The organism is Streptomyces sp. NPDC058701, assembly GCF_042715295.1.
In the GTDB taxonomy this organism is placed as follows: Bacteria; Actinomycetota; Actinomycetes; order Streptomycetales; family Streptomycetaceae; genus Streptomyces.
This window is the reverse complement of sequence record NZ_JBHXSY010000011.1, coordinates 31,096-57,816: the sequence shown is the minus strand read 5'-3', so window position 1 is coordinate 57,816 and position 26,721 is coordinate 31,096. Positions and strand designations below refer to the sequence as shown.

Below are 26,721 nucleotides of genomic sequence, written 5' to 3'. Positions count from 1 at the left end.
ACCCCGCCACCCGTGCCGCCCGGGTGGCGGGCGGGGGTGTTACGGGGTGTGGGACAGCCAGTGGAGGGTCGCGGGGAGCGAGTGTGCTTCCGGGACGCCCCGCGGGGTCGGGGGGCGGCGTACGACGAGGACCGGGAGGCCGGCCTCGCGGGCCGCGGTGAGTTTCGGCGCGGTGGCCGAGCCGCCGCTGTCCTTCGTGACCAGGACGTCGATACGGTGGCCGGCCAGCAGCTCCCGCTCGCCGTCGAGGGTGAACGGGCCGCGGTCCAGCAGGACTTCGAGCCGCGGCGGTACCGGGCCGGCCGGCGGGTCCACCGAGCGCACCAGGAACCAGCGGTCGGCCAGGTGCGCGAAGGCGTGCAGGCCCGTCCGGCCGGTGGTCAGGAACACCCGCCCGCCGCCCAGCTCCGGCAGCACCGCGGCCGCCCCGGCGAGGGAGTCCGCGAACGTCCAGGCGTCGCCCGGGTCGGGGCTCCAGCCGGGGCGCCGCAGCGCCAGCAGCGGGACGCCGGTGAGCTCCGCGGCCCGGGCCGCGTTGAAGCTCATCCGCTCCGCGAACGGGTGGGTGGCGTCGACGACGTGCGTGACCCCGTGGGCGGCGATCCAGGCCGCGAGCCCGGCGGGGCCGCCGAAACCGCCGATGCGGGACTCGCCCGGCGGGAGCACCGGCGAGGCGACCCGCCCCGCGAGGGAGGTCGTGACGCGGGTCGCGTCCCACGGCCCGGACGGCGGACCGCCGGGCACCGGTTCCCCGGTCCCGGAGGCCGGTTCCGCCGGGGCGCCGGCCAGCGCCTGCGCGAGGCGGCGGGCCTCCGTCGTACCGCCCAGGACCAGTACGTGGCGGCCCTCGGAACGGCCCGGATCAGCAGGCATGCCGGTCGCGCTCGGGGGAGTACAGGTGGCTGTCGCGGAACTGCTCCGCGGCCAGCGTGCGCCCCACCAGGATCACCGCGGTGCGCACCAGCCCGGCCTCCTTCACCTGGGCGGCGATGTCGGCCAGGGTGCCGCGCAGGACCAGTTCGTCCGGACGGCTCGCCATCGCCACCACGGCCGCCGGACATGCGGCGCCGTAGTGCGGCAGCAGTTCGTCCACCACCCGGTCCACGTACCGGGTGGCCAGGTGCAGCACCAGCAGCGCGCCGCTGCGGCCCAGCGTGGCCAGGTCCTCGCCCGGCGGCATCGGGGTGGCCTGCTGCGCGATCCGGGTCAGGATCACGGTCTGCCCGACGGTGGGGACCGTCAGCTCCCGCTTGAGCGCGGCCGCCGCCGCGGCGAAGGCCGGTACGCCCGGGACCACCTCGTACGGGATGCCCGCCGCGTCCAGCCGGCGCATCTGCTCCGCGACCGCGCTGAAGATCGACGGGTCGCCGGAGTGCAGCCGGGCCACGTCCAGGCCCGCCGCGTGCGCCCGGACGCACTCGGCGACGATCTCGTCCAGGTTCAGCCGCGAGGTGTCGACCAGCCGCGCGCCTTGCGGGCACTCGGCCAGCAGCTCGCGCGGGACCAGGCTGCCCGCGTACAGGCAGACGGGGGCGGCGGCCAGGGTCCGGGCGCCGCGCACCGTGATCAGGTCGGCGGCGCCGGGGCCCGCACCGATGAAGTACACGGTCATGATTGCTCCGTCTCCTTGGTCTGCGCGGTCCCGGCCGTTTCCGCCGCCCGCTCCGTCTGCGCCGCTTCCGGCGTCCGCTCCGTCTGCGCCGGCTTCGTCACCGACCACTGCGTGACCGCCATGGCCTGCCGCCAGCCCGTGAAACCGCCGACCGGCACGGCGTGCGCGACGGCGAGCTTCACCAGGTCACCGCCGTGCCGCCGGTGGCGCTCGGCGAGGACCGCCTCCGACTCCAGGGTGACGGTGTTGACGACGAGCCGGCCGCCGGGGGCCAGCGCCGCCCAGACCGTGTCGAGGACGCCCTGCGCCGTCAGGCCGCCGCCGATGAACACGGCGTCCGGGGCCGGGAGCCCGGAGAGCGCGTCCGGTGCGGCGCCGACGACCACGTGCAGGCCGGGGACGCCGAGGGCGGCCGCGTTGCGCGCCATGCGCTCCGCACGCTTGGGGACGCGCTCCACCGCCACCGCCCGGCACGACGGGTGCGTACGCATCCACTCGATGCCGATCGATCCGGAGCCTCCGCCGATGTCCCACAGCAGCTCCCCCGGGGCCGGGGCCAGCGCGGCCAGCGTCGCCGCCCGGACGTGCCGCTTGGTGAGCTGCCCGTCGTGTTCGTACGCGGCGTCCGGCAGGCCGGGAGTCGCGCCGAGCCGAGGGCCCGCGTGCGCGGGGTCCCGGCGGCAGTCGACGGCCACCACGTTCAGGGGATCGCGCGCCGGGTGCTCCCAGCCGTCCGCGACGCCCTCGTACGCGTCCTCGCGCTCGGAGCCGAGCTGTTCCAGCACCCGCATCCGGCTCGGACCGAAGCCCCGCTCCCGCAACAGCGCGGCGATCTCACCGGGGGAGCCGGCGCCCGCGCTCAGCACCAGCACCCGCCGTCCCTCGTACAGCGCGGCCGCGAGGCGGGCCACCGGGCGGCCGACGACCGTGACGACCTCGGTGTCCTCCACCGGCCAGCCCAGCCGGGCGCAGGCGTACGACACCGAGGAGGGGTGCGGGAGGATCCGCAGGGCGTCGGGGCCCAGCTCCTGGGCGAGGGCGCGGCCGATGCCGTAGAACATCGGGTCGCCGCTGGCGAGGACCGCGATGCGGCGGCCCGCGTGTTCCGCCATCAGCTTCGGCACGGCCGGCCGCAGCGGGCTCGGCCACGCCACCCGCTCGCCGGGGCATTCGGCGCCGGGCAGCAGGTCCAACTGGCGGGGCCCGCCGATCAGTACGTCGGCGGAGCCGAGGGCGGACCGGGCGGCGGCGGTGAGCCCGGCCCAGCCGTCGGCGCCGAGGCCGACGACCGTCACGGGCGAGGGGGATGGTACGGAGCTCACTGCGCGGTACCTCGGTGAACGGGAGTAGGGGCGTGCGGGGGGTCAACCCGCAGCCTACTGGGGCGCAGGCTGCGCTCCAGAGCCAGGGTGACCAGGACGGAGGCCGTGGCGAGGGCGGTGATGGCGACACCGGGCGAGGTGAACTGGGCGACGGTTCCGGCCAGCGCGGCGCACAGGCCCTGCAGGGTCAGCATCCCGGCCGAGTGCAGCCCGAGCGCCTGGCCCTGCGTCCCCTCGGGGAGCAGGGCGACGAGCCGCTCCTGCATCAGCAGCCCCGCCGAGTACCCGACGGAGGCCACGGTCACCGCGACCGTGGCGAGGACGGCCCCGGGCTCCAGGGCGAAGACCAGGTACGGCACGGCCAGCAGCAGCCGCAGCGGGGCCGCCAGCCGGGCCCGCAGCCGCGCGGGCAGCCAGCGCCCGACGAGGGTGTCCCCGACCAGCATCCCGGCGGCGGCGCAGCCGAACAGCAGGCCGGCATGGGCGGGGTCGTACGGGACGAACAGCGCCTCGCAGCCCACGATCAGGCCGTTGGGGACCCACAGGGCCAGGTACAGGGCGCGCCGGGACGGGTCGGAGAGCAGGGCGGCGTTGGTGCGCCAGGTCAGGCCCGGCGAGGGCCTGCCGACCGCGCGCGGCGGGCGGCGGCGCAGCCCGAGCCGCACGGTGAGCGCGCCGGCCAGCCCCAGCCCGGCGGCCGCCAGCAACGCCCCGTGCGGGGAGAGCGCGGCGACGAGGAGGCCGCCGGCGGCGAAGCCGGCGATCTGCGTCGCGCCGCCGCAGACGGAGAGCAGGGAGCGGCCGAGCAGGTAGTCGTCGGACGGCAGGATCTCGGTCAGCAGCCCGTACCGGACCCCGCCGGCCAGGGAGTCGGCGAGCCCCTGGCCGAGCAGCACCGCGAACACGGCCCACAGCGGAAGGCCGGCCACGGCGAGCAGGGCGCTGCCGAGCGCGGCGAGGGTTGCGAGGCCGCCGAGGGCGGCCCGCGGGGGAAGCCGGTCGGCGGCGGAGAGCAGCAGGGTCGCGCCGAGCACGTGGGCGAGGGAGGGGCCGAACATGCCGAGCGCGGCCAGGAGCGGGCTGTTGGTGCGGTCGTAGACGAGGACGCCGAGGGCGAGCCCGCCGACGGTCGAGGCGCCGGTCCGCAGGGCGGTGGCGGCGAAGAACGGGCTGAACTCGGGGACGCGGGCGAGCGCGCGGTAGGTCCGGGGCATGCGGGGAGTCTCGGGGCGGGCCGGCGGGGCGCCTAGAGTTTCGCGCGGAGGCGAAACGTGGTGGCCCGTGGTGGCCCACGGCCCGCGCTGGTCACGGGCGGGTACGCGAACCGGTCGGTGCCGGCGTCCCGACGGGGCGGCGGGGTGACGGGTCGGCGGGGCGGAGCCCCGGGGGGTGCCGGGGCCGGAGGGCGAGTGGGCGGCGGCGACCGGGCCGGCGACCGAGGTGGGGCCGGAGGCGGCGCCGGGAGGAGGGGGGCGGGATGGGGTGGTGGCGGATCGACACCGACGCGCTGGCCGGGAGCCGGTTCGTGGTGTCCGCGCTCGCCGAGACCACGGCCGCGCTGATGGCACTGGAGCGGCGGACCGCCGCGCATCCGGGCGACCGGGCCTGGCTCGCCGACCGGCTCCCGCACTACCGGGCCCGGCTGGCGGCCGACCCGCTCGACGCCGCACTCGTCCGGGCGGCCCTCGGCCGGGTGTGGAACGCGGGCTTCCTGACCCCGCCGCCCGACGGCCGCCCCTTCGCGGAGGAGCTGGCGTCGGTGCGCGCGACCCCGGACGCCGTGGTCCGTACGGACCTGCGCGCCGCGTCCGGGCTGCCCGCCTCCCTCGCCCGCTCCCGGGGGCTCGGCCCGCGCGCCGCCGAGGTGCTGGAGTGGGTCTGGACCGAGGCCGTGCTCCCGGACTGGGAGCGGCGGCGCCGGATCGCCGAGGCGGACGTGCTGCTGCGCACGCGGGAGTTGAGCCTGGGCGGATGGGCGGCGGCGCTCTCCGGGATGCGGCCGGGAATGGCCTGGCTCGGCGCGGGGCGCCTGCGGATCAACCTCCAGGAGCGGCCGCCGCGCGACCTCACGGGCTGTGCCGGGCTGGTGTTCGTCCCCGTGACGCCGGGGCACGGGTGGGTGTCGTGGGCCGGCCCGGGCCGGCACGCCCTGGTGTACCCCTGCGCGGGGCAGCTGGCGCAGCCGGCAGCCGGCGCCCCGCAGGCGCTGGTCCGGCTGCTGGGACCCGTACGGGCACGGGTGCTGGTGCTGCTGGAGAGCCCGAAGTCCACGACGCAGCTGGTGGCGCTGACCGGGCTGAGCCTGGGAGCGGTGGCGGGGCAGCTGAAGGTGCTGCTCGGGGCGCGGCTGATCCTGCGGCGCCGCACCGGACGTACCGTGTTGTACAGCCGGGCGGCGGCCGGGGACGTGCTGGTGTCGGCGGCGATCGGCCCCGAGTAGGGTGGCCCGGATTTACCGGAGGTAACCCACCGTGTCGCGAGGGAGAAGCCATGCCCGGCTGGAACGCCACGCACATCCCGGACCAGAGCGGCCGCACCGCGGTCGTCACCGGAGCCAACAGCGGGATCGGCTACGCCGCCTCCCGTGAGCTCGCCCGGCGCGGGGCGGTCGTGGTGCTGGCCTGCCGGAGCGCCGCCCGGGGGCGCGCCGCCGTGATCCGCCTGCGCAACGAAGTACCCGCCGCGGAAGTGGAGTTCGCCGAGCTGGACCTGGCCGATCTCGCCTCGGTACGGCAGTTCGCGAGGTCGTTCGGGCAACGCCACGGACACCTCGACCTGTTGGTCAACAACGCGGGCGTGATGGCGCTGCCGTACGGGCGGACCGCGGACGGCTTCGAGACGCAGTTCGGCGTCAACCACCTCGGGCACTTCGCCCTGACCGGGCTACTCCTGCCGAGGATGCGCTCCGCCGCCCCCGGCGCCCGGATCGTCAACGTCTCCAGCGGCTTCCACGCGCTCGGCGACATCGACCTCGCCGACCTCGGCAGCGAGCACGGCTACCGCCGCTGGGTGGCGTACGGCCGCTCCAAGACGGCGAACCTGCTCTTCACCCACGAGCTGTCCCGCCGCTTCGCCGACGCCGGGGAGACGATCGTCGCGGCCGCCGCCCACCCCGGGTACGCCTCCACCAACCTCCACGCCGGTGCGGCGAAGGAGGAGGGCCGCAGCCTCAACTCGCGCGTGGCGGCCCTCGGGAACGCGGTCGTCGCCCAGCCCGCCGCTTCGGGCGCCCTGCCCACCCTCTACGCGGCCACCGCCCCCGGCGTCCGCCCGGACGACTTCATCGGGCCGCGGTTCGGCTGGCGGGGCGCCCCGGCCCGTTCCTGGCGGGCGAAGTGGACCCTGGACGACACGTCCGGGGAACGTCTCTGGACCGCCTCCGAGAAGCTCACCGGCGTCTCGTACGCGTCCCTGCCGCTCTGACGCCCCCGGGCCCCCGGGCCCCCCGCCCCCCGGGGCCACGGCCCCGGCCCGGCGTCCCCAGCGGCGTCGCGGAGCCCGCGCTCAGAACGTCCACCGCGTGTGCGTGTAGACCCCGTCGTCCCGGCCGAAGCCGTACGCGGTGTCCGGGGTCACCGCGAACACCACCGCGTCGCCCCTCCGGAAGGCGTGAGCACGGGTCAGGGCGTCGATCCGTCCGCGGAGGTCGTCACCACTGCCGGTTCACGGTGGCTTTGGGGCCGGTCACCAGGCTCGCCGGGGGTACGTCGTCGGCAACGACGGCGCCGGCGGCGATCACGGCATCGCGGCCGATACTGACGCCGGGCAGGATCGTGGCACCGGCGCCGATCCACACGTTCTCCGCGACGTCGATGGGCGCGCCGGTGAGGTACAGCCGCCGCTCCTCGGGATCGACCGGATGGCCACCGGTGATGAACGTGACCTTCGGCCCGACCATGACGCGCTCGGCGAGCCGGATGCCGGCGTAGTCCAGGAACGTGCAGTTCTGGTTGATGAACACGCGCTCGGCGAGGTCGAGGCGCAGGCCGTGGTCCGTGTAGAACGGGGGGTAGATCGTGGTTCTCGGCGGCAGCGGCCCGCCGAGGATCTCCTCCCACAGCGCGGCCTTGCCCGCTTCGTCCTCGAAGGGCAGGACGTTGAGGCGGGAGGTCAGCTCGGTGACGCGCAGGACCCTGTCGGCCATCGCCTGGAACTCGGGGCTGTGGATGCGCATGAGACGCTCGCTGGGCATGCCCCGATCCTCGCGCGCGGACGCACACCCGACAAGTCGCCACGGGAGGCCGCCGGGAGAGGGTGGGGCGCCGTCAGCCGGCCCGTCGGGCCGCCGCCTGCCGCCGTCAGCCGACCCGTCGGGCCAGTACCTGCCCCGGCCACGTCCCCGACAGGAACGGCTCGGTGGGGGTGAAACCGTTGCGCGCGTAGAACGCGACGAGCCCGCCCCCGCCGCCGGCCCAGCAGTCGACCCGCAGCAGCTCCACACCGGCGCGCCGGGTCTCCTCCGCGGCGTGCTCCAGCAGGGCGGCCCCGAACCCCCTGCCCGCGTGCTGCCGGTCGGTGACCAGCAGCCGGACGTAGCGCTCGGCTTCCCCGGCCGGCGGGATCGGCATCCGCGGGCTGGGGCCGGTGTCCAACACCACTGCTCCGACGGGCACTCCGTCCCGCTCGGCGATGTGCGGGGAGTTCTCCGTCAGGTACCGCTCGACCCGCTCCACCCCGCCCGGTTTCTGCGAGTACGGTGTCGTGCCCCACTGCTCGGTGTTGCCGCGGGCGTTCATCCAGGCCACCGCGGCGTCGAGCATGTCCAGCACCGCCGGTGCGTCCGCCGGGGTGCCCGGCCGGATCCGTATGCCAGGTGTGGTGTCGTTCACGGGGGAAGCCTAAGGGGTCTGTCCGACCGGCGCCGCTGCGGCCGCCGGACCGCGGGGCCGCGCTGTCAGGGTGTGCCCGTGCCATCGATCAGGCAGTTCCAGGTCACCTTCGACTGCGCGGAACCCGAGCGCCTCGCCCGCTATGCAGGACGGCGAGGGCAACGAGTTCTGCCTCGACTGACCCCCGCCGAACCGGGCGGGGTCGTGTGCGGGTCGGGTGGGCGCCCCGATGTGAGTCCGTCCGCCCCCGGAGCGCCTCAAGGCGCCCCGGACGGGACCTGACCGGCGCGCCGCCGGCCCCGGAGACTCGGCGGCATGGACGACGACGCTACGGACAACCACCCAGGGGCTGTGACGACACCCCCTCGAGGCCGCCGGGGCCGGGAGGGTCGTCCGGTGGGCAGGACGAGGGTTTCGGGAGGTGAAGGGCGCGGGCGATTCCCCCCGGCACGCCGGGGGAGCCGAGGCCCTCGGCGGCCATCCCGTGCGGGGCCGCCGCCTCCCGGTCGGGCCCGGGCGCAGGGCGGGGCGCGGGGGTCGGATCCCGTCGTGCTCCCGCAGTCCTCGTTCCGAACGCCCGGTGCTCAGCCCCGGGTGGAGCGTTCGTACAGGGCGCGGGCGGCGTCGCCGAAGCGGATGCTGTAGGAGGTCTCGTCGTCACCGCCGCCGTCCCGGCCGCCGATCACCCCGATCAGGGTGTGGCCGTCGGTCAGGACGGGACCGCCGCTCGTGCCGTTGGGGACGTCCGCGCAGTCCAGGCGCAGCTGCGTCGGACCGGCCGCGGCGGCGGTGGTGCGGCAGTCGACCGGTTGTTCGGTGTCGTTCGGGTACCCCGTGAGCCGGGCGGGAGCGGGGAGTTCGGTACCGAACCCGATCGTCTCGGCGCCCGTGATGTCCTCCAGCCGCTGCTCCGGGTAGCCGGGCCGGCGCAGGCGGACGAACGCGAGGTCGTGGTCGGGGTCCTGGTCCTCGCTCCAGCGCGGGTCCACGTCGATGCGTGTGGGCACCCAGACCCCGTACGGAGCCGTGCCGTCCCGGTAGCCCGGGGCGAAGGCCAGGTTCGTGCGGAAGCCGCTGCCGTACACGCAGTGGGCGGCGGTGGCGATCAGGTCGCCGGCGGGGGAGTGGACCACGACCGCCGAGCAGTGGTGGTCGGGGTCGGCGTCGTCACCGGGGGAGAACAGCGCCCCGACCGAGGGCCGGGCGGGTACGGGCCGGGCCTCCAGGGGAGCGGAGGGACTCCACCCGCCGGACCGCCACCGTTCCGGAGCGGCCGCGGCCGAGGTCTCGGCGCCCTGCGCGGGCGCGGGTTCAGGGTTGCCCTGGGTGACCGACTCCAGGACGGCGAAGGCGGTCCGGTCGGCGCGTTCGGGGTCCTGCAGGTAGGTGCCGTCGGCCGGGTTGCCGTCCGCGCGGTGGGCCGCGATGCCGCGCAGTTCCCACACGTACCAGCCGCCCGTGACGAGCAGCGCGGTGAGGACGACGGCGAGCACGGTGGCGCGCAGGGCCCGCCGGCGGACCTCGTTCGACATGTGTGGCACTCCCGCCCGTTCACCCGTCCGATTCTTTTCCGCCCCGTTCGATGGGGGTGGGGGCCGTGCGGTTCCGCGGGCGGGGCGTGTCCGTCGTCACAGCCGCCCGGTGCGTCGGGCACGGTCGTCCCACGCGGCTGAGTCGTACCTCCCGGGCCCCGCGGCACCCTGTCCGGGCATGCCGTCGGCCGGTGGCGGTCCGCCGCTCGTCCGGCCGGCGCCCCGTGGCCGTTCGGTCGTTCCCTTGACCTCTAGCGTGCTCGGGGTGTGACGGTGGTGGGCATGACCGCGGAATCCACGTCCCACACGGCGGACATCGAAGCGGTCCGCCACCCGTCGCCACCGCCGGGCACTCCCAACGCACCGCTGGTCTTGCGGAGTTGACCGCCGCTCGCGCGCCCGCCGGGCCGGCCGGCCCGGCCCGCCGGCCGCTGAGCGGCGCACGGTCCGTTTCCGCCCGCCGCCACCGTCGTTGACGAGACGGGTGTGATTCCCGGACCCGGCTGCCCCGGCCCCGGCCGCCAACGCCCCGGCCACGGCGGCTGCGGCCGTGGTTCCCTCCCGCCGTGCCCGTCGACGCAAGGAGACCCGTATGAGCAGGACCGAAGACGGAGTCAAGACCGTGCCGCTCACCAGGGAGGTGTACGACTACCTGGTGGCCCAGGCCGAACCGCCGACCCCCGTCCAGCGGGAACTGGTCGAGCGCACCCGCGCCTTGGGCGGCCCGGCCCAGATGCAGGTCTCCCACGAGCAGGGCGTGCTCCTCACCTTGCTCGCCAAACTCACCGGCGCACGGCGGATCGTGGAGGTCGGCACGTTCACCGGGTACTCGACGCTCGCGCTCGCCGCGGGCCTGTCACCCGGCGGCACCGTCCTCGCCTGCGACGTCTCCGAGGAGTGGACCGCGATCGCCCGGGAGGCCTGGAGGGCCGCCGGGGTCGACGACCGCATCGACCTGCGGATCGCCCCCGCCCTGGAGACCCTCGCCGCGCTCCCCGCGGAACCCGTCATCGACCTGGTCTTCCTGGACGCGGACAAGCCCGGTTACCAGGCCTACTGGGAACAGCTCGTCCCGCGCGTGCGCCCCGGCGGGCTGCTCCTCGCCGACAACGTCCTGTACGGGGGCGAGGCCGCCCGCGCCGACGCCGCGGGCAACGCCCTGGCCATCCGGGAGTTCAACGCCCGCGTGCGCGCCGACGGCCGGGTGGAGTCCGTGCTGCTGCCGATCGCCGACGGCCTGACCCTGGCCCGCAAGCGCTGAACCCGCCGTTCCCGGCCCCCGGTTCCCCGCACGGCGCTAAGGTGCCGGGCGGGGGACGATCGTACGAGGGGGGCGGACGGCGATGCGTTTTCTCTTTGTCCACGGAACGGGAGTACGGCGGGAGCGGCACGACACGCTGTTCGCGCTGGTCCGGAAGCGGCTGACGGCCCGCTTCCCCGGTGCGGCCGTCGACTCCTGTTACTGGGGCGACCGGTTCGGCGCCACCCTCGGCGCCGGAGGCCGTTCCGTACCCGGACTGCGCCCGCGCCCCGAGGCCCCGTACCCCGAGGCCCCGTACCCGGAGACCCCGCACCCCGACGCGCTCCACCCCGGCCTCCTCGCCGACCCGGTGGAGGCCGAGACCGCCGAGTGGGCGCTGCTGGTGGCCGACCCCCTGTGCGAGCTGCGCGTCCTCGCCGAGACGGGCTGGGAACCCGGCCTCGGCTGGGACACCGAACCCGGCGACGGCGACGACGGCTTCGCGATGCCCGGCGTACGGGCCGCGGGAGACAGGGTGCTCGCCCTGCTGGACGGGTTACCGGCCCGGCCCGCCGAGGACGACGAACTCGGGCCCCTGCTCCGCGACACCGGCCTCGCCGAGGGCTACCCCTCCGCGCTGGAGGCCACCGCCCGCTCCGCCGAAGCCCGCCGGGCCGGGGAACGCGCCGTCGAGGAGCCGCAGGCCCGCGAGCTGGCCACCGCCCTCGCCCGGGCCGTCACCGCCGGGGCCCTCGCCGCCGCCGGGGCCGAGGCCTACTGCACCAGCGCAGAACGGGACCGCGTGGTCGAGCTGCTCACCAACCGCCTCGGCGGCGACGCACGGGTCCCCGGCGCCCGCGCGGCCGCCGTCCTCGGCCGGCTCGCGCTGCGCGTCACCACCCAGCCGCTGCTCAACGCCTGGCGCGGCTCCCTCACCGTCGGCGCCACCCCCGCGCTGGGCGACATCCTGCGCTACCAGGCCCGCGGCCGCGACCTGCGTGCGTTCCTGCACGCCGAGATCGCCGCCGTACCCGGCCCGGTCGTCCTCGTCGGCCACAGCCTGGGCGGGATCGCCCTCGTCGACCTCCTCGCCCTCGCCGCCGCCCGCGGCGAACCCGTCCCCGGCGCCGACCTGCTCGTCACCGTCGGCTCGCAGGCCCCCTTCCTGCACGAGCTGGGCGCGCTGACCGCGCTGGCGCCCGGCGCGAAGCTCCCGTACGGCTTCCCCCGCTGGCTCAACGTCTACGACCGCCAGGACGTCCTCTCCTACCTGGCCGGCCCGGTCTTCCCCGGCGACACCCGCGTCACCGACCACGAGATCACCAGCCGGCAGCCCTTCCCCGCCTGCCACAGCGCCTACTGGAAGCAGGACTCCCTCTACGAGCGCATCGAACAGGCGGTGGCCGAGGCGGAGATCGGGTGAGCCGGTCCGAGTCCGTGCGTCCCGAGTCCGTGCGTCCCGACCGGTTCCCCCCGTCCCTCGGCCCCCACCGCACCTTCGCGCTCGTCGCGGGCGTGGAGCGCTACGAGATCAGCCACCGGTGGAACCTGCGCGGCCCGGCCCGCGACGCCCTGCGGTTCGCCCGCTGGCTGACCGGCCCCGCCCAGGTGCCGGCCGGCAACGTCCGGCTGCTGCTCTCCCCGCTCGACGACCCGGACACCCTCGACTGGTCGGATTCCCCGGCCATGGCCTCCCTGAGAGCTGCCCACCGCCCGGCCACCGAGGACAACGCGAAATCGGCACTTCTCGACGAACTCCCTGCGTGCGACGGCGACTTGTTGTGGATCTTCTGGGCCGGACACGGCTACCTCGGCCCGCGCCACGAGCTGATCCTGCCCTGTTCCGACGCCCGTCCCGGCCAGATCCGCCACCTCAACCTCGACTCGGCGCTGCGCTGGTGGCACACCGACATGGTCAAGCACCGACGCTTCCCGCTGCAGGCCGCGATCGTCGACTCCTGCCGGGTCGACGCGCCCCGCGACACCCGCTGGAACTTCGGCACCACCGACTACGGGGGCGGGAACTCCGTTCCCGGCCGCCGCCAGTTCCGGCTGTACGCCTCCCGTGAGGGGGAGGCCGCGCAGAACGACGCCGAACGCGGCGCCGGCCGCTTCACCGACGCGCTCCTCGGCGAGCTCGGGCAGCGCTCCGTCCAGGAGGGCGTCGCCGGACTGGCCACGGCCGCCCGGTCGATCCACCGGTCGTTCCAGGAACTGCGCGAGCGCGGCGAGGGCTGGCAGCTGCCGCAGTTCGTCGTCGACCGGGACTGGGATGCGTGCTCCTTCCTCGACTTCCCCGGCCTTTCCGGCTTCGCGGGCCTTCCCGGACCGGCCGTCGGGAACGGCCACGGCCATGCCCCCGGCCACCCCGACGCCGACACCCGCGCCGACGCCCGCGCCGACGCCCCGCCCGTGTCCGCCGGGCTCCGGACGCCCCGCCTCGACCAGCAGGCCTGGGACGGGCTGGGCGACCTCTTCGAGGGCCGGGACCTGCCGCGCAGCGCTTACGACGCGTACGCCTGGGCGTTCAGGGCGGCCGGCTGCGCGCCGCCCGTGCACGCCGGGCTGCCGGGGGAGAGCCTGCTGGAAGTGGTCCAGGACCTCGACGAACGCCAGGGCGGCCGCACCGGGATGCCCCTGGCCGTGCCGTTCGTACGCTTCCTCGCCGACCGGGCCGGGGCCGGCGACCCGGCGTGGGCGGCCCGGCTGCGGGAGTGGGTGCGTTCCACCCGGGAGCGGCTCGGCCTTCCCGCGCTCGCCCCGCCTCCGCCGCCGCCGCGCAGATCGGCCGTGCACGTCCGGCTGGAGGTGCCGCCGGGCGGCGGGGACGGGTACCTGGCCCGGATGTGGCTCCGGGGCGAACGGATGGCGCACGTCTGGGAGTCGGACGGCGCCCCGGTCCGGCTGGACGCCGTACGGCAGGAACTCGTACGCCAACTGGCCCTGATCGGCGGGGGTCCGGAAGGAGGGGGTGACGGGGCCGGGGCGGCGGCACCGCCCGGCGCCGTGGACCGGATCGAGTTCCACGTCCCGTACGAGCTGTTGGACGCCGACTTCGACCAGTGGCCGGTCCCGCGCGGCCCGGCCGGCCGGCGCCGCGCCCTCGGCGTGCTCTACCAGGTGGTGGTGCGGTGCCCGCAGGAGCGCGCCGACACCCGCGCCGAGTGGCACGCCAAGTGGCGCTGGCTGTGCGCCCGCGGCGGCCGCCACCCCGACGCCGTACGCGTGGTGCGGGACGCCGAGGTCACCGACGTGCTGGGGATGGACCTCGGGGCCGCGGCGGCGCCCGCGTGCGTCGTCGGGCACACCGCCGCCGCCCCGGACGCCGGCCTGCTCGAAGCCGTCATCGAGGGCGGCGTCCCCGTCGCCGTGTGGCGGCGCGGCGGCGGCCTCCCCGCGCCCCCGCTGCTGGACCTGCTCGCACCGGCCGGCCCCGACGGCCGCCCGGACCCCGGGGCGCTCGACGTCCTCGCGCTCCCCGCGCGGGTGCGCGAGGTGCGCCGGGCGGCCGCGGGGGCGGCCGCGGGCTCCCCGCGCGCCCTCCAACCCGGCTCAGGGGGAGACCGGTTGGTGCTCCTGTGGGACGATCCCGACGACATGCCGGGCCTCCGTTCCCTGGCCTGAACCCCCGACGACCGACCGACGGCGGTACCGACGATGGAGGCAGAGGCAGTGGTGAAGGACTGGTGGCTGTACCAAGGGACCGGAGCGGGCGCCGACCGGCGCACCCGCCTGGAGGCCGGATCCCCGCCGCCCTGGCGGGACTTCACCGGGATCCCCGACCCGGGGTACGCACCCCCCGGCTGCGGGGGACCGGCCTGGGAGCGGACCCGTCGGCGCGGGGAGGGGTACGTACCCGACGAACCGGAGAAGGACGTGGTCAACACGGCCCTGCACCTGCGCAGGCCGCTGCTGATCACGGGGAAGCCGGGAGTGGGCAAGTCCACCCTCGCCTACAGCATCGCCGCGGACCTGGACCTCGGGCCCGTACTGCACTGGCCCATCACCAGCCGCACCGTCCTGCGCGACGGGCTGTACCTGTACGACGCCATCGGGCGCCTCCAGGAGGCCGGGCTGGAGCAGCTGCGCACCCCCGGAGCGGCGGTGGGAGCGGCCGCGGCGGCGGGCCTCCCGGACGGCGGTCGCGCGGGGGCGCCGCTCCCCGCCCCCTCGATCTCCCGCTACCTGCGCCTCGGGCCGCTCGGCACCGCCCTGCTGCCGCAGGACCGCCCGCGGGTCCTGCTCGTCGACGAGATCGACAAGAGCGACATCGACCTCCCCGGCGACCTCCTCACCGTCTTCGAGGACGGTGGCTTCACCATCCCCGAACTCGCCCGCCTCGCCCAGGAGGACCCCACCGTCGCCATCGGGACCGACGACGACCCCGAGGCGGCCGTACGGATCACGCAGGGCCGCGTCCAGTGCCGGTACTTCCCCGTCGTCGTCCTCACCAGCAACGGCGAGCGGGACTTCCCGCCCGCCTTCCTGCGCCGCTGCGTCCGCCTCCACCTGGAACCGCCCGGGCCGGAGAAGCTCGCCCGCATCGTGCGCCGCCGGCTCGGCGTGGACATCGAGGAGAGCGGCGAGTACGGGGACCTCGTCCGCAGCTTCCTGGAGCGCGCCGAGGACGGGGACCTCGCCACCGACCAGCTCCTCAACGCCATCCAACTCCGGCTCGCCGGCGCCTGGTCGGACCCCGGCGACCGCGACCGCTTCCTCGCCACCGTGATGCAGCACCTGACCGGGCCGCCCGCGTGATCGAGAGGCTCCTCGCCGCCTTCGCCGACGGCGCCGGGGACAGTGGCCCCCACCCCGGCGCCGGGGCGGAGGAGATCGCCGACATCCTGTGGCTCGCGGCCCGCATCGACGGGGGCGGCGGTCCTCCGGCCACGCTCCCCGACGCGGGCGCGCGGGCCGGGCAACGGCCGGTCGGGCAGCCGCCGCTGCCGGAGGGCCCCGTGGTCTCCGGCGGGCCCGCATCCGGCGAACCGACCGTCCGCCTCTACCCGGCCGCCGCCCCCGGCGTCCGGGAGAAGCCCGCCGACACCGGCGGGGGGCGGCGCGGATCGCCCCTGCGGTTGCCCCGCACCGCCTCCCTCGACGACCCGCTCGCCCTGATGCGCGCCCTGCGTCCCGTCGGACGGCGTTCCATCGGGGGACCGGGCGAGGAACTCGACGAACAGCTCACCGTGGAGCGGAGCATCGAGCGGATGGTGCCCAGCCCGGTGCTGCGGCCCGCCGAGAGCCGCTGGCTGGACCTGGCGCTGGTCGTCGACACCCACCACTCGATGCTGCTCTGGGCCGACCTCGTGGACGAGCTCAGCCGGGTGCTGACCCGCAGCGGCGTCTTCCGCGACGTGCGCACCTGGCAGCTGACGGGCACCGGCCCCGGTGCCACCCCGATGGTCGCCCGCGGCCGGGGTGGCCCGCCCCGCAACCCCCTCGAACTGTCCGACCCCGCGGGCCGCCGGCTGATCCTCGTCCTCTCCGACACCGTCGCGGCCGGCTGGCGGCAGGCCCCGCTGCACGGCGTCCTCCGGCACTGGTGCACCCACAACGCCGTGGCCGTGCTGAACGTCCTGCCCGAACGGCTCTGGACCCGCGGCGCCGTCCGGCCCGTCCCCTTCGCCGTCCGGGCCGTCCGGCCCGCGGCCGCCACCCGCTCCTGGCAGCGCGTGCCCGCCGTACGCCGCGCCCGTGCCCGCGCCGGCCGGCACGGCGGCGGAACGCCGCTGGTCCCGGTGGTCGGCCTCGCCCCCGGCAGCCTGGGCCGGCTGGCGCGGGTGGTGTCCGGAGACGGGCGCTGGCGGCGCATGGCCTGCCTCCGCCTGGACGCGGCGCCGGGGGCCGTCGCGTCGCCGCCGGCGCCCGGCGACCCGCCCACCGGCCTGGAAGCGGTGGAGAACTTCCGCGCGAACGCCTCCCCGACCGCGCAGCAGCTCGCCGCGCACCTGGCCGCCGTACCACTGACGCTGCCCGTGATGACGCTCGTACGGCGCTCCCTGCTGCGCGGCGCGGAGCACGGGCACCTGGCGGAGGTCGCCCTCGGCGGGCTCTTCGCACCCTGGGCGGACGAGCGCGACGCCGCGGACATGGAGTTCGAGTTCCTGCCCGGCGTACGGGAAGCCCTGCTCGGCTCACAGCTGCGCGGGGACGTCGCCGCCGTACGGGAGCTGGTCCGCCGCCGGGTCTGGGAGTTCATGTCCCGCAACCGGGGGACCGGCCCGGACTTCTCCGTCACCCGGGTCACCACGGGACGCGAGGGCCGCCGCGCGGTCCCCGGGGGAGCGCTGCCGTTCGCGGCGCAGCCGACGGCGCCCCCGGCGCCCGGTGCGGGGACGGCGGCACGGGAGCCGCTGCCCGGGCCGCCGACGCCGGAGCCCGGGATGCGCGAGCGGCTCGTGGCGGTCCGGTTCGAGTCACCCCTGGGCGAGGTCCAGGAGGTCGGCACGCTGCTGACGCCCCGGCTGGTCCTGACGGTCGGCGACGCCCGGCTCGGGCCGGGCGCCACCGCTTGGATCCGCGCCGGCGAATGGGACGCGCTCTGCCACGCCGTGTGGTGCGACGAGGCCTCCCCCCGCGTCTTCCTGCTGCTCGCCGAACGGGACCTGGTCGGCGCCGGGGACTGGCCGGGGCCGCCTTCCTGGGCGGACCCGCCGGCCGGCCACGCTCAGGCGGCCGGGTCCGCGGAGCGGGTCCGTGTCGACGGCCACACCGGCCACGAGGACCCCGTCGCGCTCACCGCCGAGGCGGTCCTGCCGGAGGGCGCCCGGAACGGGGAGCTCGTCCGGCTGTCGGCCGAGCCGGAGGCCTGGACGCGCTACCGCGGGGGCCCCGTCTCGTACGCCGGGACCCTGCTCGGCGTCGTCCACGGGATCTGGCCGGACCGCATGGTGTTCCTGTCCGGCCGCGCGCTTCTGGAGGAGCCGGGCTTCCGCGCCGTCCTGGACGCACACACCCGGGCCCCCGCTCCGGCCGGGGACCCGGGGACCCCGCTGCACCTGGCGGTGGGCGTCGACGTCGAGGGGGACACGGCGGGCCGCCCCGCGGGGCCGCCGGTCGCCGCGGCCCTGCGCGAGGTCCTGCGGCGCACGGGGACCGCGGGCCAGGTGATCGAGACCTCCGGCACGGACCTGCTGGTCGTGGTCGACGCTCCGGGCGCGCTGGGCAGGGCGGGCCGGGTGCTGGGCGAGCTGCCGTCGATGGTGCGCGAGGTCAACGGGGGCGGCCGGGCCTGGACGACGCTGCTCGCGGTCGCCGTGAGCGGCGGCGAAGCCGGCTTCGAGGAGGCGGGATTCAGCGGGACGGCGGTGGCGGCGGCCGCCCGGCGGATGTGGAACGCCGGGTCCCGGCCGCCGGGGCACAGCCCCTTCCTGGCCCTGTCGCCGGCCCTCCACGAGGAGCTCGACCGACTGCTCGGGCCCGCCGCCCTGCGCCGGCTCCCGGGCTCGGGCGACGGCCCGGAGGGCTGGCTGTGGACGGGCGACTGCGCCGAGCTCGGGCAGGCGATGACCGAGGCCGACGAGATCCGCGGCAGCGGCGGTGCGCACTGGCCGGAGTGCGGGTTTCGCGTTCCGCAGGACGGTCCGGGGCAGGACGGTCCCGCGCGGGACGGCCGGCCGGACGGCGGCCGGCGCGCGTGCGCCGCCATCCGACTGCCCGCAGGCCCGGGCTGCCTGGCCCACGCGGCGGCGCCCGTACGGGAGGCCTACCTCCGGGGGCTGCGGCCCGGCACGCCCGTGGACCTGCGGGGCACGACCTTCGAGGACGGCCTGCTCCGGCGGGTGCTGGACGCGCTGCGGGATCCGGCGACGGGACGGTTCGCGCCGGGGCCGGCCCTCTTCGACCACGCGCACTTCGTGGACGACTGGACCACGGAGGGAGCCCGGTTCGCGGGCCACGCCTCCTTCGCGTGCGCCGTGTTCGCGGGACGCGCGCAGTTCGAGGACACCGTCTTCGACGGTCCGGCCGTCTTCGACGGCGCCGTGTTCCGCGGCCGCGGCACCTTCGACCGGAGCCGGTTCGCGCGGCGCGCCGCGTTCCGCCGTACGGTCTTCGGCGGCCCGGCCGGGTTCACGGACGCCGCGTTCCTCGACGAGGTCTCCTTCGCGCGGGCGGTACTGGAGGCCTCGGCGGACCTGAACGGCCTGCGGGCGGCCGGCCCGGCCGACTTCTTCCGTACGGTCTTCCGGGGTTCGGCGGGGCTCAGCAGGGCCGTCTTCGCCGGTCCGGCCGTGTTCTCGTACGCGGTGTGGGAGCGCGGGCTGGTCTCCTCCGAGGCGGTGTTCGAGGGGCCGACGGCCTTCGACCACGCGGCGTTCCGCGGCCGGGTCCGCCTCTACGGCGTCCGGTTCCCGCCGGGCACGGACGCGGCCGGAGCCTTCACCGCCCTCCCGGGTACCTGGACGGTGGCCCGCCACGCGGACGGCCCCTGGGACATCCACGGCTCGGACCCGGAGCCGGACGGGCAGGAACGCGAACCGGAGGGGGAGCGGGAGTGACCCCGGGGCCGCCCGGTGAACACCGGGCGGCGCGGCCCCGTGCGGCAGGACGAGCCCGGCCGGGTGCAGTCCACCCACCCGAGGCCCGTGTGGGTGTCGTCGTGGACGCCGGCCACCCCCTCGGTGAACCTGCCGCACTCGCGGGCGGCTGTGCGGGGCCCCCTCGGCCGCCGGACCCGTCCCCGGGAGAGCGCCGCGACCGCGGCCCTCGTGCGCTACGCGCCCGTGTGCGTGGGCTCCAGGGGGCGTGGTGCCGGGTGGGGGGTGGCCGCGAGGTCGGCCTCCAGGGCGTCCAGGGCGCGGCGGGCCGTCGCGATGCGCTCCCGGACGCCCGCGTCCGCGGCGGAGGAGCCGTCCGGCGGTGCGGCGCGGTGGGACTCCGCCTCCATCTCCCGGGCCTCGTCGAGAGAGTTGAGGACCACGCCGATCAGGACGTTCACCAGCACGAAGGAGGCGAGCAGGGCGTAGGAGGCGTAGTAGATGATGCTGAAACGGGAGATCTGCAGGCCCGCGCGGACCGCGTCGGTGAGCCCGTCGAGCGTGGTGAGCAGGAACAGCGTGAGGGCGGCACGGCCCACGGAGCCGAAGTGCCCGGGGTCGGAGCCGGCGAAGCAGACCCAGCCGACCATCGCGTACAGGTAGAGCACCAGCGCGCCCACGAACAGGAAGCTGGCCGTCCCGGGCAGGCTGCGGCCGACCGCGATCAGCAAGATCCGCAGGTGGGGCAGGAAGCGGGCGGAGCGCAGGATGCGGGCGAGGCGCAGCAGCCGCAGCAGGGTGGTGTTCTCGCGGACGAGCGGGACGAAGGCGCTGCCCACGACCACCAGGTCGAAGAGGTTCCAGGGGTCGCGGAAGAATGCTTTCGGCCGGTCCGCGTGCGCGCCCAGGCGCAGCAGCATCTCCAGGGTGAACACGGTCAGGCAGGTGTCCTCGGCCGAGCGCAGCAGCTGCCGGTACTCCCCGGCGAGTCCGCTGTAGGTCTCCGCCCCCATCAGGGCCGCGTTCAGCAGGATGACGCAGAAGACGACCATCCCGAAGGCGGGGGCCTCCGTGGCCACGCGGCACCGGGCCGCCAGCTTCGTCCGGCCGCGTCCGGCCGGCGTCGTCGGGTCTGCCATCTCGCTCCTCGTACTCGTCGTGCTCGTCGGCACCGCCGGTCGGCGCCCCGGGGGGCGCGCGGTCCGAGGGTCTAACGCGCCACCGCCGACGGGGTTTCACTCCGGAGCGTGCTTCGGTGCGCCGTCGCGCGCGCCCGCGGGTGCCGGGAAAGCCGTGACGTGCGCGCCAAGTCCGGTCCGTGAACAGTCGGTTGATCCGTCGGGTGGTGCGGCCCGGCGGCCCCGTGCTCCGTCCGTATGCATGTGTGGTCGTACGCCTGTGTGGCGGTACGTCCGCACCTCCACACCCGCGCACGTCCGTGCGCCCGAACTCCTCACGAACCGTGAGGGGACCGCCCTGTGAGCGTTCGCATCCAGCCCTCCTCCCCGGCCGACGAGACGGCCGAACCCGGTGAGGGCGCCACCGTCCGGGACCTGGCACGGATACGGGGGAAGGCCGCCGGCCCGGTTCCGGCTCCCGCGCCCCGGGGAACGGCGCCGCCGCAACCCGGCACGCTCTCTTGGTGACAATCCGCACATTCATCCCCAAAGCCATGGTCCAGCGGGGATCATTATTCTCGGAATTGTCGTATATCGGCCTCCTCTGAGGTCTGCGCCCTCCGTCGCACGGTCGGCGCCACAGGGAGTGACATGGGACGCGCGGGCAGCTGGACCGGTAACTGGCGGATCGCCCTGCCGGTGGCAGGCGGAGCCGTCGTACTCGGACTGGGCGGCCTCTACGTCACCGGGCTCGTGGCCGGCGGCGACGTCGACCCGGGCACACGGGTCCTCGGCGTGGACATCGGCGGCATGGACCGGGCGGAGGCCCGGCGGACCCTGGAGCAGCGGCTCGGGCCCGCCGCCGCGGCGCCGGTCGCGATGAAGATAGGCGACCGCGTCGAGAAGGCCGACCCGGCCGCGCTCGGGCTGTCCTTCGACGCCGCCGCGACCGTCGCCGAGGCCGCTCCCGCCGGACACGGCCCCGTCACCGTCATCGGCAGGCTCTTCGCCTCCGGCAACCGGGACGTCCAGCCCGTGATCCGCACCGACGAACCGAAGGGCCGGGCCGCCGTCGACCGCCTCGCCGACACCACCAGGCAGCAGGTCCGCGACGGGGTGATCGCGTTCGAGAAGGGCGCGGCGAAGGCCGTCACCCCGCAGCCGGGCGTCGACCTGATCGAGGACCGCGCCTACGAAACCCTCCGCGACGCGTACCTGAAGCCGGGCAGCGGAGCCGTCGTGCTGCCCGTCGAGAGCACCCGGCCGCGCACGGGGGCCGAGGAGACGGACCGGGCGATGCGGCAGTTCGCGCAGCCGGCCATGTCGGGACCGGTCACCCTCGGCGTCGCGGGCAAGCGCATCACCATAAGCCCCGCCGTGCTCGGCGAGCACCTTGCGATGAAGGCCGACGGCCAGGGCCGCCTCGTGCCCGACCTCGACGCCAAGGGCCTCCTCGCCGACGCCGCGGTGGCCCGCCCGGTCAAGGAGGCCGCCGGGGTCCCGCGCGACGCCGACCTCGGCCTCGACGCCGACGGCCGCGTGATCGTCGAGGACGAGGGCCGTACGGGCCGCAAGGTCACCGACGCGGCGCTCGGTCGGGCCGTCATGCCGCTGCTCACCCGCACGGGAGCAGCCCGCAGCGCCGAGGTCGCCACCGTGGCCGTCGAGCCGGACCTCACCCCCGCCGGCGCCCGGCGCCTCGGCATCAAGGAGAAGGTCTCCTCCTTCAGCGTGTCCTTCCCGGCCGCCCCGTACCGCACCACCAACATCGGCCGCGCCGTGGAGCTGATCAACGGGTCCGTGGTCATGCCGGGCAAGGAGTGGAGCTTCAACCGCACGGTCGGGGAGCGCACCCCGGAGAACGGCTTCGTCGACGGCATCATGATCAACGACGGCCAGTACGTGAAGTCGCCCGGCGGCGGCGTCTCGGCGGTCGCCACCACCATGTACAACGCCATGTTCTTCGCCGGCGTCAAGCCCGTCGAGCACGGCGCCCACTCCTTCTACATAGAGCGCTACCCCGAGGGCCGGGAGGCCACGGTCGCCTGGGGCACCCTCGACCTGCGCTGGATCAACGACACCGGCCACCCCCTCTACATCCAGGCCGAATCCACCGACACGTCCCTGACCATCAGCCTGCTCGGCACGAAGAAGTACGACGAGGTACGCGCGACCAAGGGTCCGCGCACCAACGTCACGCCGCCCGCCAAGCGGACGGGCAGCGGACCGACGTGCGAGGTGCAGACCCCCCTCGAAGGGTTCGACGTGTCCGTCGGACGGGTGTTCGTACAGGGGGGCAAGGAAGTCCGGCGCGAGGAGTTCAAGACCCACTACACGCCCCGTGACGAGGTCACCTGCACCCCCCAGGCCACGGAGACCCCGCAGACCCCGCAGGCCCCGCAGAGCCCCCAGGCGCCCGCGGCCCCGCGGAGCCCCCAGACCCCGCAGGCCCCCGCCCCCGCCGCCCCGGAGCCCGCCCAGGCGCGGTCCGCCACCGCTCTGGCCGCCGGTCCCCGTACCGCGTGACGGAGGCCGCAGCGGGTGGCGGCGGCGGCCGGCGGGGGAACGGCGGGTAACCGCCAGGGTGTGAATTGTGCGCGCCGGGCGCCGCGGGCGCCCGGAAGTGCTACAACTGGGATCGTGACCCTTCCTCGCCTCCCGTGCCGGGCACGTCGGTGCGGTCACCCCTAGGCATCAGGTTCCGGAGCGTCGCCGGCCAGGTGTTCATCCTCCAGGTGGCGATCGTGGTGTTGCTCGCCGCCGGAGCCCTCCTGGCCCTCGTCTTGCAGTCGCGGCACGACATCGACCGCGAGGCGCGCAACCGGTCGGTCTCCGTCGCGGAGACCTTCGCCCACTCCCTGGGCCTGCCCGCCGCGCTCCGGGCGCCCGACCCCTCGGCGATCCTGCAGCCCGTCGCCGAGGAGACGCGCAAGGCCGCCGGGGTCGACTTCATAGTGGTGATGGACACCAACGGCATCCGCTACAGCCATCCCCAACCCGACCGGATCGGAAAACGCTTCGTCGGCACCATCGAGCCCTCCCTCGCCGGTCAGGTCCACACCGAGAGCGTGCAGGGCCCCCTCGGCAAGGAGATCCAGGCCGTCGTGCCGGTCACGGACTCCGCCGGCCGCGTCATCGGCCTGGTCTCCGCCGGCCTGACCGTGAAGAACGTGACCGGCGTCGTCGACCGGCAGCTCCCCGTCATCCTCCTCGCCATCGCGACCGGCCTGGCCCTCGCCACCGGCGGCACGGCCCTCATCAGCCGGCGGCTGCGCCGCCAGACCCACGGGCTCGGCACGCAGGAGATGACCCGCATGTACGAGCACCACGACGCGGTGCTCCACGCCGTCCGCGAAGGCGTGCTGATCACCGACGGTGACGGACGGCTCCTGCTGGCGAACGACGAGGCCAAACGGCTCCTGGGCCTGCCGGAGGACGCCGAGGGCCGCTACATCGGGAACGTGCCGTGCCTCGACCGCAGGATGGCCGACCTGCTGCTGTCCGGCCGGGTCGCCACCGACGAGGTCCTGGAGACCGGGGACCGGCTGCTCGTCGTCAACCAGCGGCCCACCCACCCCCGGGGCCGCCCGGAGGGCACCGCGGTCACCATCCGCGACTCCACCGAGATGCAGGTCCTGACCAGCCGGGCCGAGACGGCCCGCAAGCGGCTCAAGCTCCTGTACGACGCCGGCGGCGACATCGGCACCAGCCTCGACGTGGTCCGCACGGCCGAGGAGCTCGCCGCCGTGGCGGTCCCCCGGTTCGCGGACTTCGTCACGGTCGACCTCGCCGACCAGGTCCTCGACGGCGACGAGCCCGCCCCGGGCGCCGACATGCGGCGCACGGCCGTCAGCGGGATCCGCGCCGACCACCCCCTCTACCCGCGCGGCCAGCTGATCGACTTCCTGCCGTCCACCCCCCAGGCACGCGGCTTCGGCACCGGCCAGGCCGAGCTGGTTCCCCACCTGGAGGACGCGCCGGGCTGGCAGGCCCAGGACCCGCCGCGCGCCCGCGCCATCATCGACTACGGCATCCACTCGCTCATCGCGGCCCCGCTCACGGCCCGGGGCGTCGTCCTCGGCGTGGTCAACTTCTGGCGGTCGGAGAAGCCGGAGCCCTTCGACGAGGACGAGCTGTCCCTGGCCGAGGAACTCGTCGCCCGCGCGGCGATCAGCATGGACAACGCCCGCCGCTACACCCGCGAGCACGCCCTCGCCGAAACGCTCCAGCGCAGCCTGCTGCCGCGCGCCCTGCCCGAGCAGAGCGCCGTCGACGTGGCCCACTTCTACCTGCCCGCCCAGTCCGGGGTCGGCGGGGACTGGTTCGACGTGATCCCGCTCGCCGGCAGCCGGGTCGCGCTGGTCGTCGGGGACGTCGTCGGACACGGCCTGCACGCCGCGGCCACCATGGGCCGGCTGCGCACGGCCGTCCACAACTTCGCCTCCCTCGACCTGCCCCCCGACGAGATCCTCGCCCGCCTGGACGACCTCGTACAGCGCATCGACCACGACGGGGACGGTGACGACACGAGCGGCGGCGTCATCGGCGCCACCTGCCTCTACGCCGTCTACGACCCGGTGTCGCAACGCTGCACGATGGCCCGGGCGGGCCACCTGCCGCCCCTCGTCGTCGCCCCCGACGGCTCCACCGAGATCGTGGACCTGCCGGCCGGGCCCCCGCTGGGGCTCGGAGGCATGCCGTTCGAGACGGCGGAGCTGTACCTGGCGGAGGGCAGCCAGCTCGTCCTCTACACGGACGGCCTGGTCGAGGAGCGCACCCGGGACATCGGCGAGGGCCTGGAACTGCTGCGCACCGCGCTGAGCCACCCCGAGCGCGACCCGCAGGAGAGCTGCCGGGCGGTCCTCGACATCCTGCTGCCCGAGCGGCCGACCGACGACGTGGCGCTGCTCATCGCCCGTACGCGGACCCTCGGGCCGGACCGGGTCGCGCAGTGGGACGTGCCCTTCGAGCCGAGCGCGGTCGGCGCCACGCGGAACGCCGCCGCGAAGAAGCTCGACGAGTGGGGCCTGCCGGAACTCGCCTTCGCCACGGAACTCATCCTCAGCGAGCTGGTCACCAACGCCCTGCGCCACGGCAGGGCCCCGGTGCGCGTACGGCTGCTGCACGACCGGGGGCTGACCTGCGAAGTGTGGGACGGCAGCAGTACCGCCCCGCACCTGCGGTACGCCGCGACCACGGACGAGGGAGGCCGCGGACTGTTCCTGGTCGCCCAGCTCAGCGACCGCTGGGGCACCCGGTACACCCCCGACGGCAAGGTCATCTGGGCGGAACAGGCCCTCCCCGGCTCCCCGGGCGCCGCGGAACCCTCCTTCGCGGCCTTCCTGGACGTGGACCCCATCTGACCGCTCAGCGTGCGGGCCCGCTCCCCGGGCCGGAGGAGGGCGGTGCGGGCGGCGAGGGCGCGGCCGGGGCGAGGACGCGCCGGAGCCATCGGGCGCGGGAGGCGCGGGCGTCCCGGCTGAGCGCCGCACGGGGGGCGAGCGTGTCGAAGCCGTGGAAGGCCCCCGGCCACACGTGCAGTTCGGCGTCGCCGCCCGCCCGCCAGATCGCCTGGGCGTACGCCACGTCCTCGTCCCGGAGGATCTCCGTCGACCCCACCTCGACGTAGGCGGGAGGCAGCCCGGACAGGTCCGTGGCGCGGGCGGGAGCCGCGTACGCCGGAACGTCCGCCGAGCCGTACAGGTCGCCCAACACCGCCTGCCAGACCGTGGCGTTGGACGTGCGGTCCCAGGTGTCGACGCCCTCCATCCGGTGGCTCGAGAAGGTGGCGCCGCGGTCGTCGAGCATGGGGCACAGGAGCAGTTGCCCGATCGGTGCGGGCCCGCCGCGGTCGCGCGTGAGCAGCGCCAGCGCCGCGGCGAGCCCGCCGCCGGCGCTCTTGCCGCCGATGACGACGCGGTCCGCGTCGACTCCGAGTCCGGCCGCGTGCGCGGCCGTCCAGGCCAGCCCGGCGTAGCAGTCCTCCAGCGCGCCGGGGTACCGCGTCGCCGGAGCCAGCCGGTACTCCACCGAGATCACGGCCAGCTCCGGGCCGGAGGCCAACGAGTCGAGCAGCCGCGGCAGTACGGACCGGGCGTTGCCCATGACCATCCCGCCGCCGTGCATGTAGTACAGCAGCGGCAGCGGACCGGCGAGCCCGGCGGGCCGCGCGCTCACGAGGGTGACGTCCGGGTCTCCCGGCGCTCCCGGTACGCACAGCTCCTCCACCTCGAAGCGGCCGTCCGCCCGGAGTTCCCCGAGCGCGGGCCTGGGCCGGTCCGCGGCGTCGCGCGCCTGCCGGGCCGCGAGGTTCTCCGGGGTGAGGGGCTCCCGCGCCCCGCGCGCCGACGTGGCCAGAGCCCGCGCCAGTTCGCGGTCCAGCGGGGGCGCCGCCCCGGGCGCGGGGCCGGCCTCCGGGAAACGGTGCGCCGGCGTGTCCGGGTCTGCGGGCAGCCCCCGCGAGAGGTCCATGTGCGGTAGTCAACCACCGCTGCGGCGAAGGCAGACGGGTGCCGTCGGACTCCTCCGGCAACGGCCCGGCCCTACGCGCGTGACGGGAATGGTCCCCGGCCGTCCGAAGCCGCGACA

The 26,721-nt window shown here is 75.9% G+C and carries 18 protein-coding genes and 1 pseudogene; 9 read left to right on the top strand and 10 right to left on the bottom strand.

Features of this window, described 5'->3' with window-relative positions:
• Positions 1–39: 39 nt before the first annotated feature.
• From ACFWW8_RS14645 to ACFWW8_RS14630, 4 genes are read right to left on the bottom strand one after another with little or no spacing between them, the layout of a single operon-like run.
• Positions 40–873: a cobalt-precorrin-6A reductase gene (locus ACFWW8_RS14645; protein WP_386528252.1), complete on the bottom strand. Its 834-nt coding sequence runs from the start codon at positions 871–873 to the stop codon at positions 40–42.
• Positions 863–1,612: a precorrin-4 C(11)-methyltransferase gene (gene cobM, locus ACFWW8_RS14640; RefSeq protein ID WP_386528249.1), complete on the bottom strand. Its 750-nt coding sequence runs from the start codon at positions 1,610–1,612 to the stop codon at positions 863–865. The genes ACFWW8_RS14645 and cobM overlap by 11 nt, the downstream gene beginning before the upstream one ends.
• Positions 1,609–2,934, bottom strand: coding sequence for a precorrin-6y C5,15-methyltransferase (decarboxylating) subunit CbiE (cbiE, locus tag ACFWW8_RS14635; protein WP_386528246.1), 1,326 nt, complete (start codon positions 2,932–2,934; stop codon positions 1,609–1,611). The genes cobM and cbiE overlap by 4 nt, the downstream gene beginning before the upstream one ends.
• Positions 2,931–4,148 carry an MFS transporter gene (locus ACFWW8_RS14630; protein WP_386528244.1) on the bottom strand — a complete coding sequence of 406 codons (1,218 nt, stop codon included), beginning with the start codon at positions 4,146–4,148 and terminating at the stop codon, positions 2,931–2,933. The genes cbiE and ACFWW8_RS14630 overlap by 4 nt, the downstream gene beginning before the upstream one ends.
• A gap of 263 nt (positions 4,149–4,411) precedes the next feature.
• On the opposite strand from ACFWW8_RS14630, the gene ACFWW8_RS14625 reads away from it, so the two are divergent.
• Together ACFWW8_RS14625 and ACFWW8_RS14620 are read left to right on the top strand one after the other, a co-directional pair.
• Entirely contained in the window at positions 4,412–5,374 is a 963-nt protein-coding gene (locus ACFWW8_RS14625; protein WP_386528242.1) for a winged helix-turn-helix domain-containing protein, read from the top strand.
• A gap of 50 nt (positions 5,375–5,424) precedes the next feature.
• A complete protein-coding gene (locus tag ACFWW8_RS14620; protein WP_386528240.1) occupies positions 5,425–6,357 on the top strand; it encodes an oxidoreductase in 933 nt (310 codons plus the stop codon).
• 81 nt (positions 6,358–6,438) lie between these two features.
• On the opposite strand, the pseudogene ACFWW8_RS14615 reads toward ACFWW8_RS14620, so the two are convergent.
• From ACFWW8_RS14615 to ACFWW8_RS14600, 4 genes and pseudogenes are all read right to left on the bottom strand, one after another.
• Positions 6,439–6,543: pseudogene (locus ACFWW8_RS14615) on the bottom strand (pyridoxamine 5'-phosphate oxidase family protein); the annotation flags it as partial.
• 40 nt (positions 6,544–6,583) lie between these two features.
• The gene (locus tag ACFWW8_RS14610) at positions 6,584–7,126 is read right to left on the bottom strand and encodes a DapH/DapD/GlmU-related protein (protein WP_386528238.1); all 543 of its coding nucleotides are present in this window, start codon (positions 7,124–7,126) and stop codon (positions 6,584–6,586) included.
• Positions 7,127–7,232: 106 nt separating this feature from the next.
• On the bottom strand, positions 7,233–7,763 hold the full coding sequence (locus ACFWW8_RS14605) for a GNAT family N-acetyltransferase (protein ID WP_386528235.1): 531 nt from the start codon (positions 7,761–7,763) through the stop codon (positions 7,233–7,235).
• A gap of 584 nt (positions 7,764–8,347) precedes the next feature.
• A complete protein-coding gene (locus ACFWW8_RS14600) occupies positions 8,348–9,295 on the bottom strand; it encodes a trypsin-like serine peptidase (protein WP_386528233.1) in 948 nt (315 codons plus the stop codon).
• A 592-nt stretch (positions 9,296–9,887) separates the two neighbouring features.
• Between ACFWW8_RS14600 and ACFWW8_RS14595 the strand changes: the two genes are divergently transcribed.
• The 5 genes from ACFWW8_RS14595 (at position 9,888) to ACFWW8_RS14575 (ending at position 19,036) form a co-directional block, all read left to right on the top strand.
• Positions 9,888–10,556, top strand: coding sequence for an O-methyltransferase (locus ACFWW8_RS14595; RefSeq protein ID WP_386528231.1), 669 nt, complete (start codon positions 9,888–9,890; stop codon positions 10,554–10,556).
• Between the two features lie 82 nt (positions 10,557–10,638).
• Positions 10,639–11,958 carry an alpha/beta fold hydrolase gene (locus ACFWW8_RS14590; RefSeq protein WP_386528229.1) on the top strand — a complete coding sequence of 440 codons (1,320 nt, stop codon included), beginning with the start codon at positions 10,639–10,641 and terminating at the stop codon, positions 11,956–11,958.
• Positions 11,955–14,159 carry a hypothetical protein gene (locus tag ACFWW8_RS14585; protein WP_386528228.1) on the top strand — a complete coding sequence of 735 codons (2,205 nt, stop codon included), beginning with the start codon at positions 11,955–11,957 and terminating at the stop codon, positions 14,157–14,159. Before ACFWW8_RS14590 ends, ACFWW8_RS14585 begins: the two co-directional genes overlap by 4 nt.
• 33 nt (positions 14,160–14,192) lie before the next feature.
• Positions 14,193–15,293 (top strand): AAA family ATPase, encoded by a 1,101-nt coding sequence (locus ACFWW8_RS14580; RefSeq protein ID WP_386528225.1) that lies wholly within the window; start codon positions 14,193–14,195, stop codon positions 15,291–15,293.
• On the top strand, positions 15,290–19,036 hold the full coding sequence (locus ACFWW8_RS14575) for an SAV_2336 N-terminal domain-related protein (protein ID WP_386528223.1): 3,747 nt from the start codon (positions 15,290–15,292) through the stop codon (positions 19,034–19,036). The genes ACFWW8_RS14580 and ACFWW8_RS14575 overlap by 4 nt, the downstream gene beginning before the upstream one ends.
• A 215-nt stretch (positions 19,037–19,251) precedes the next feature.
• Here ACFWW8_RS14575 and ACFWW8_RS14570 read toward each other — a convergent pair whose 3' ends face one another.
• The gene (locus ACFWW8_RS14570; RefSeq protein ID WP_386528220.1) at positions 19,252–20,154 is read right to left on the bottom strand and encodes an ion transporter; all 903 of its coding nucleotides are present in this window, start codon (positions 20,152–20,154) and stop codon (positions 19,252–19,254) included.
• Positions 20,155–20,784: 630 nt separating this feature from the next.
• On the opposite strand from ACFWW8_RS14570, the gene ACFWW8_RS14565 reads away from it, so the two are divergent.
• Complete coding sequence (locus ACFWW8_RS14565; protein WP_386528217.1) at positions 20,785–22,659, top strand: VanW family protein; 1,875 nt, start codon at positions 20,785–20,787, stop codon at positions 22,657–22,659.
• A 194-nt stretch (positions 22,660–22,853) separates the two neighbouring features.
• Positions 22,854–25,496, top strand: a complete 2,643-nt coding sequence (locus ACFWW8_RS14560) for a SpoIIE family protein phosphatase (protein ID WP_386528214.1) — start codon at positions 22,854–22,856, stop codon at positions 25,494–25,496.
• Between the two features lie 4 nt (positions 25,497–25,500).
• Here the strand turns inward: ACFWW8_RS14560 and ACFWW8_RS14555 are convergent, their stop codons facing one another.
• Entirely contained in the window at positions 25,501–26,604 is a 1,104-nt protein-coding gene (locus ACFWW8_RS14555) for an alpha/beta hydrolase (protein WP_386528211.1), read from the bottom strand.
• Positions 26,605–26,721: the final 117 nt, after the last annotated feature.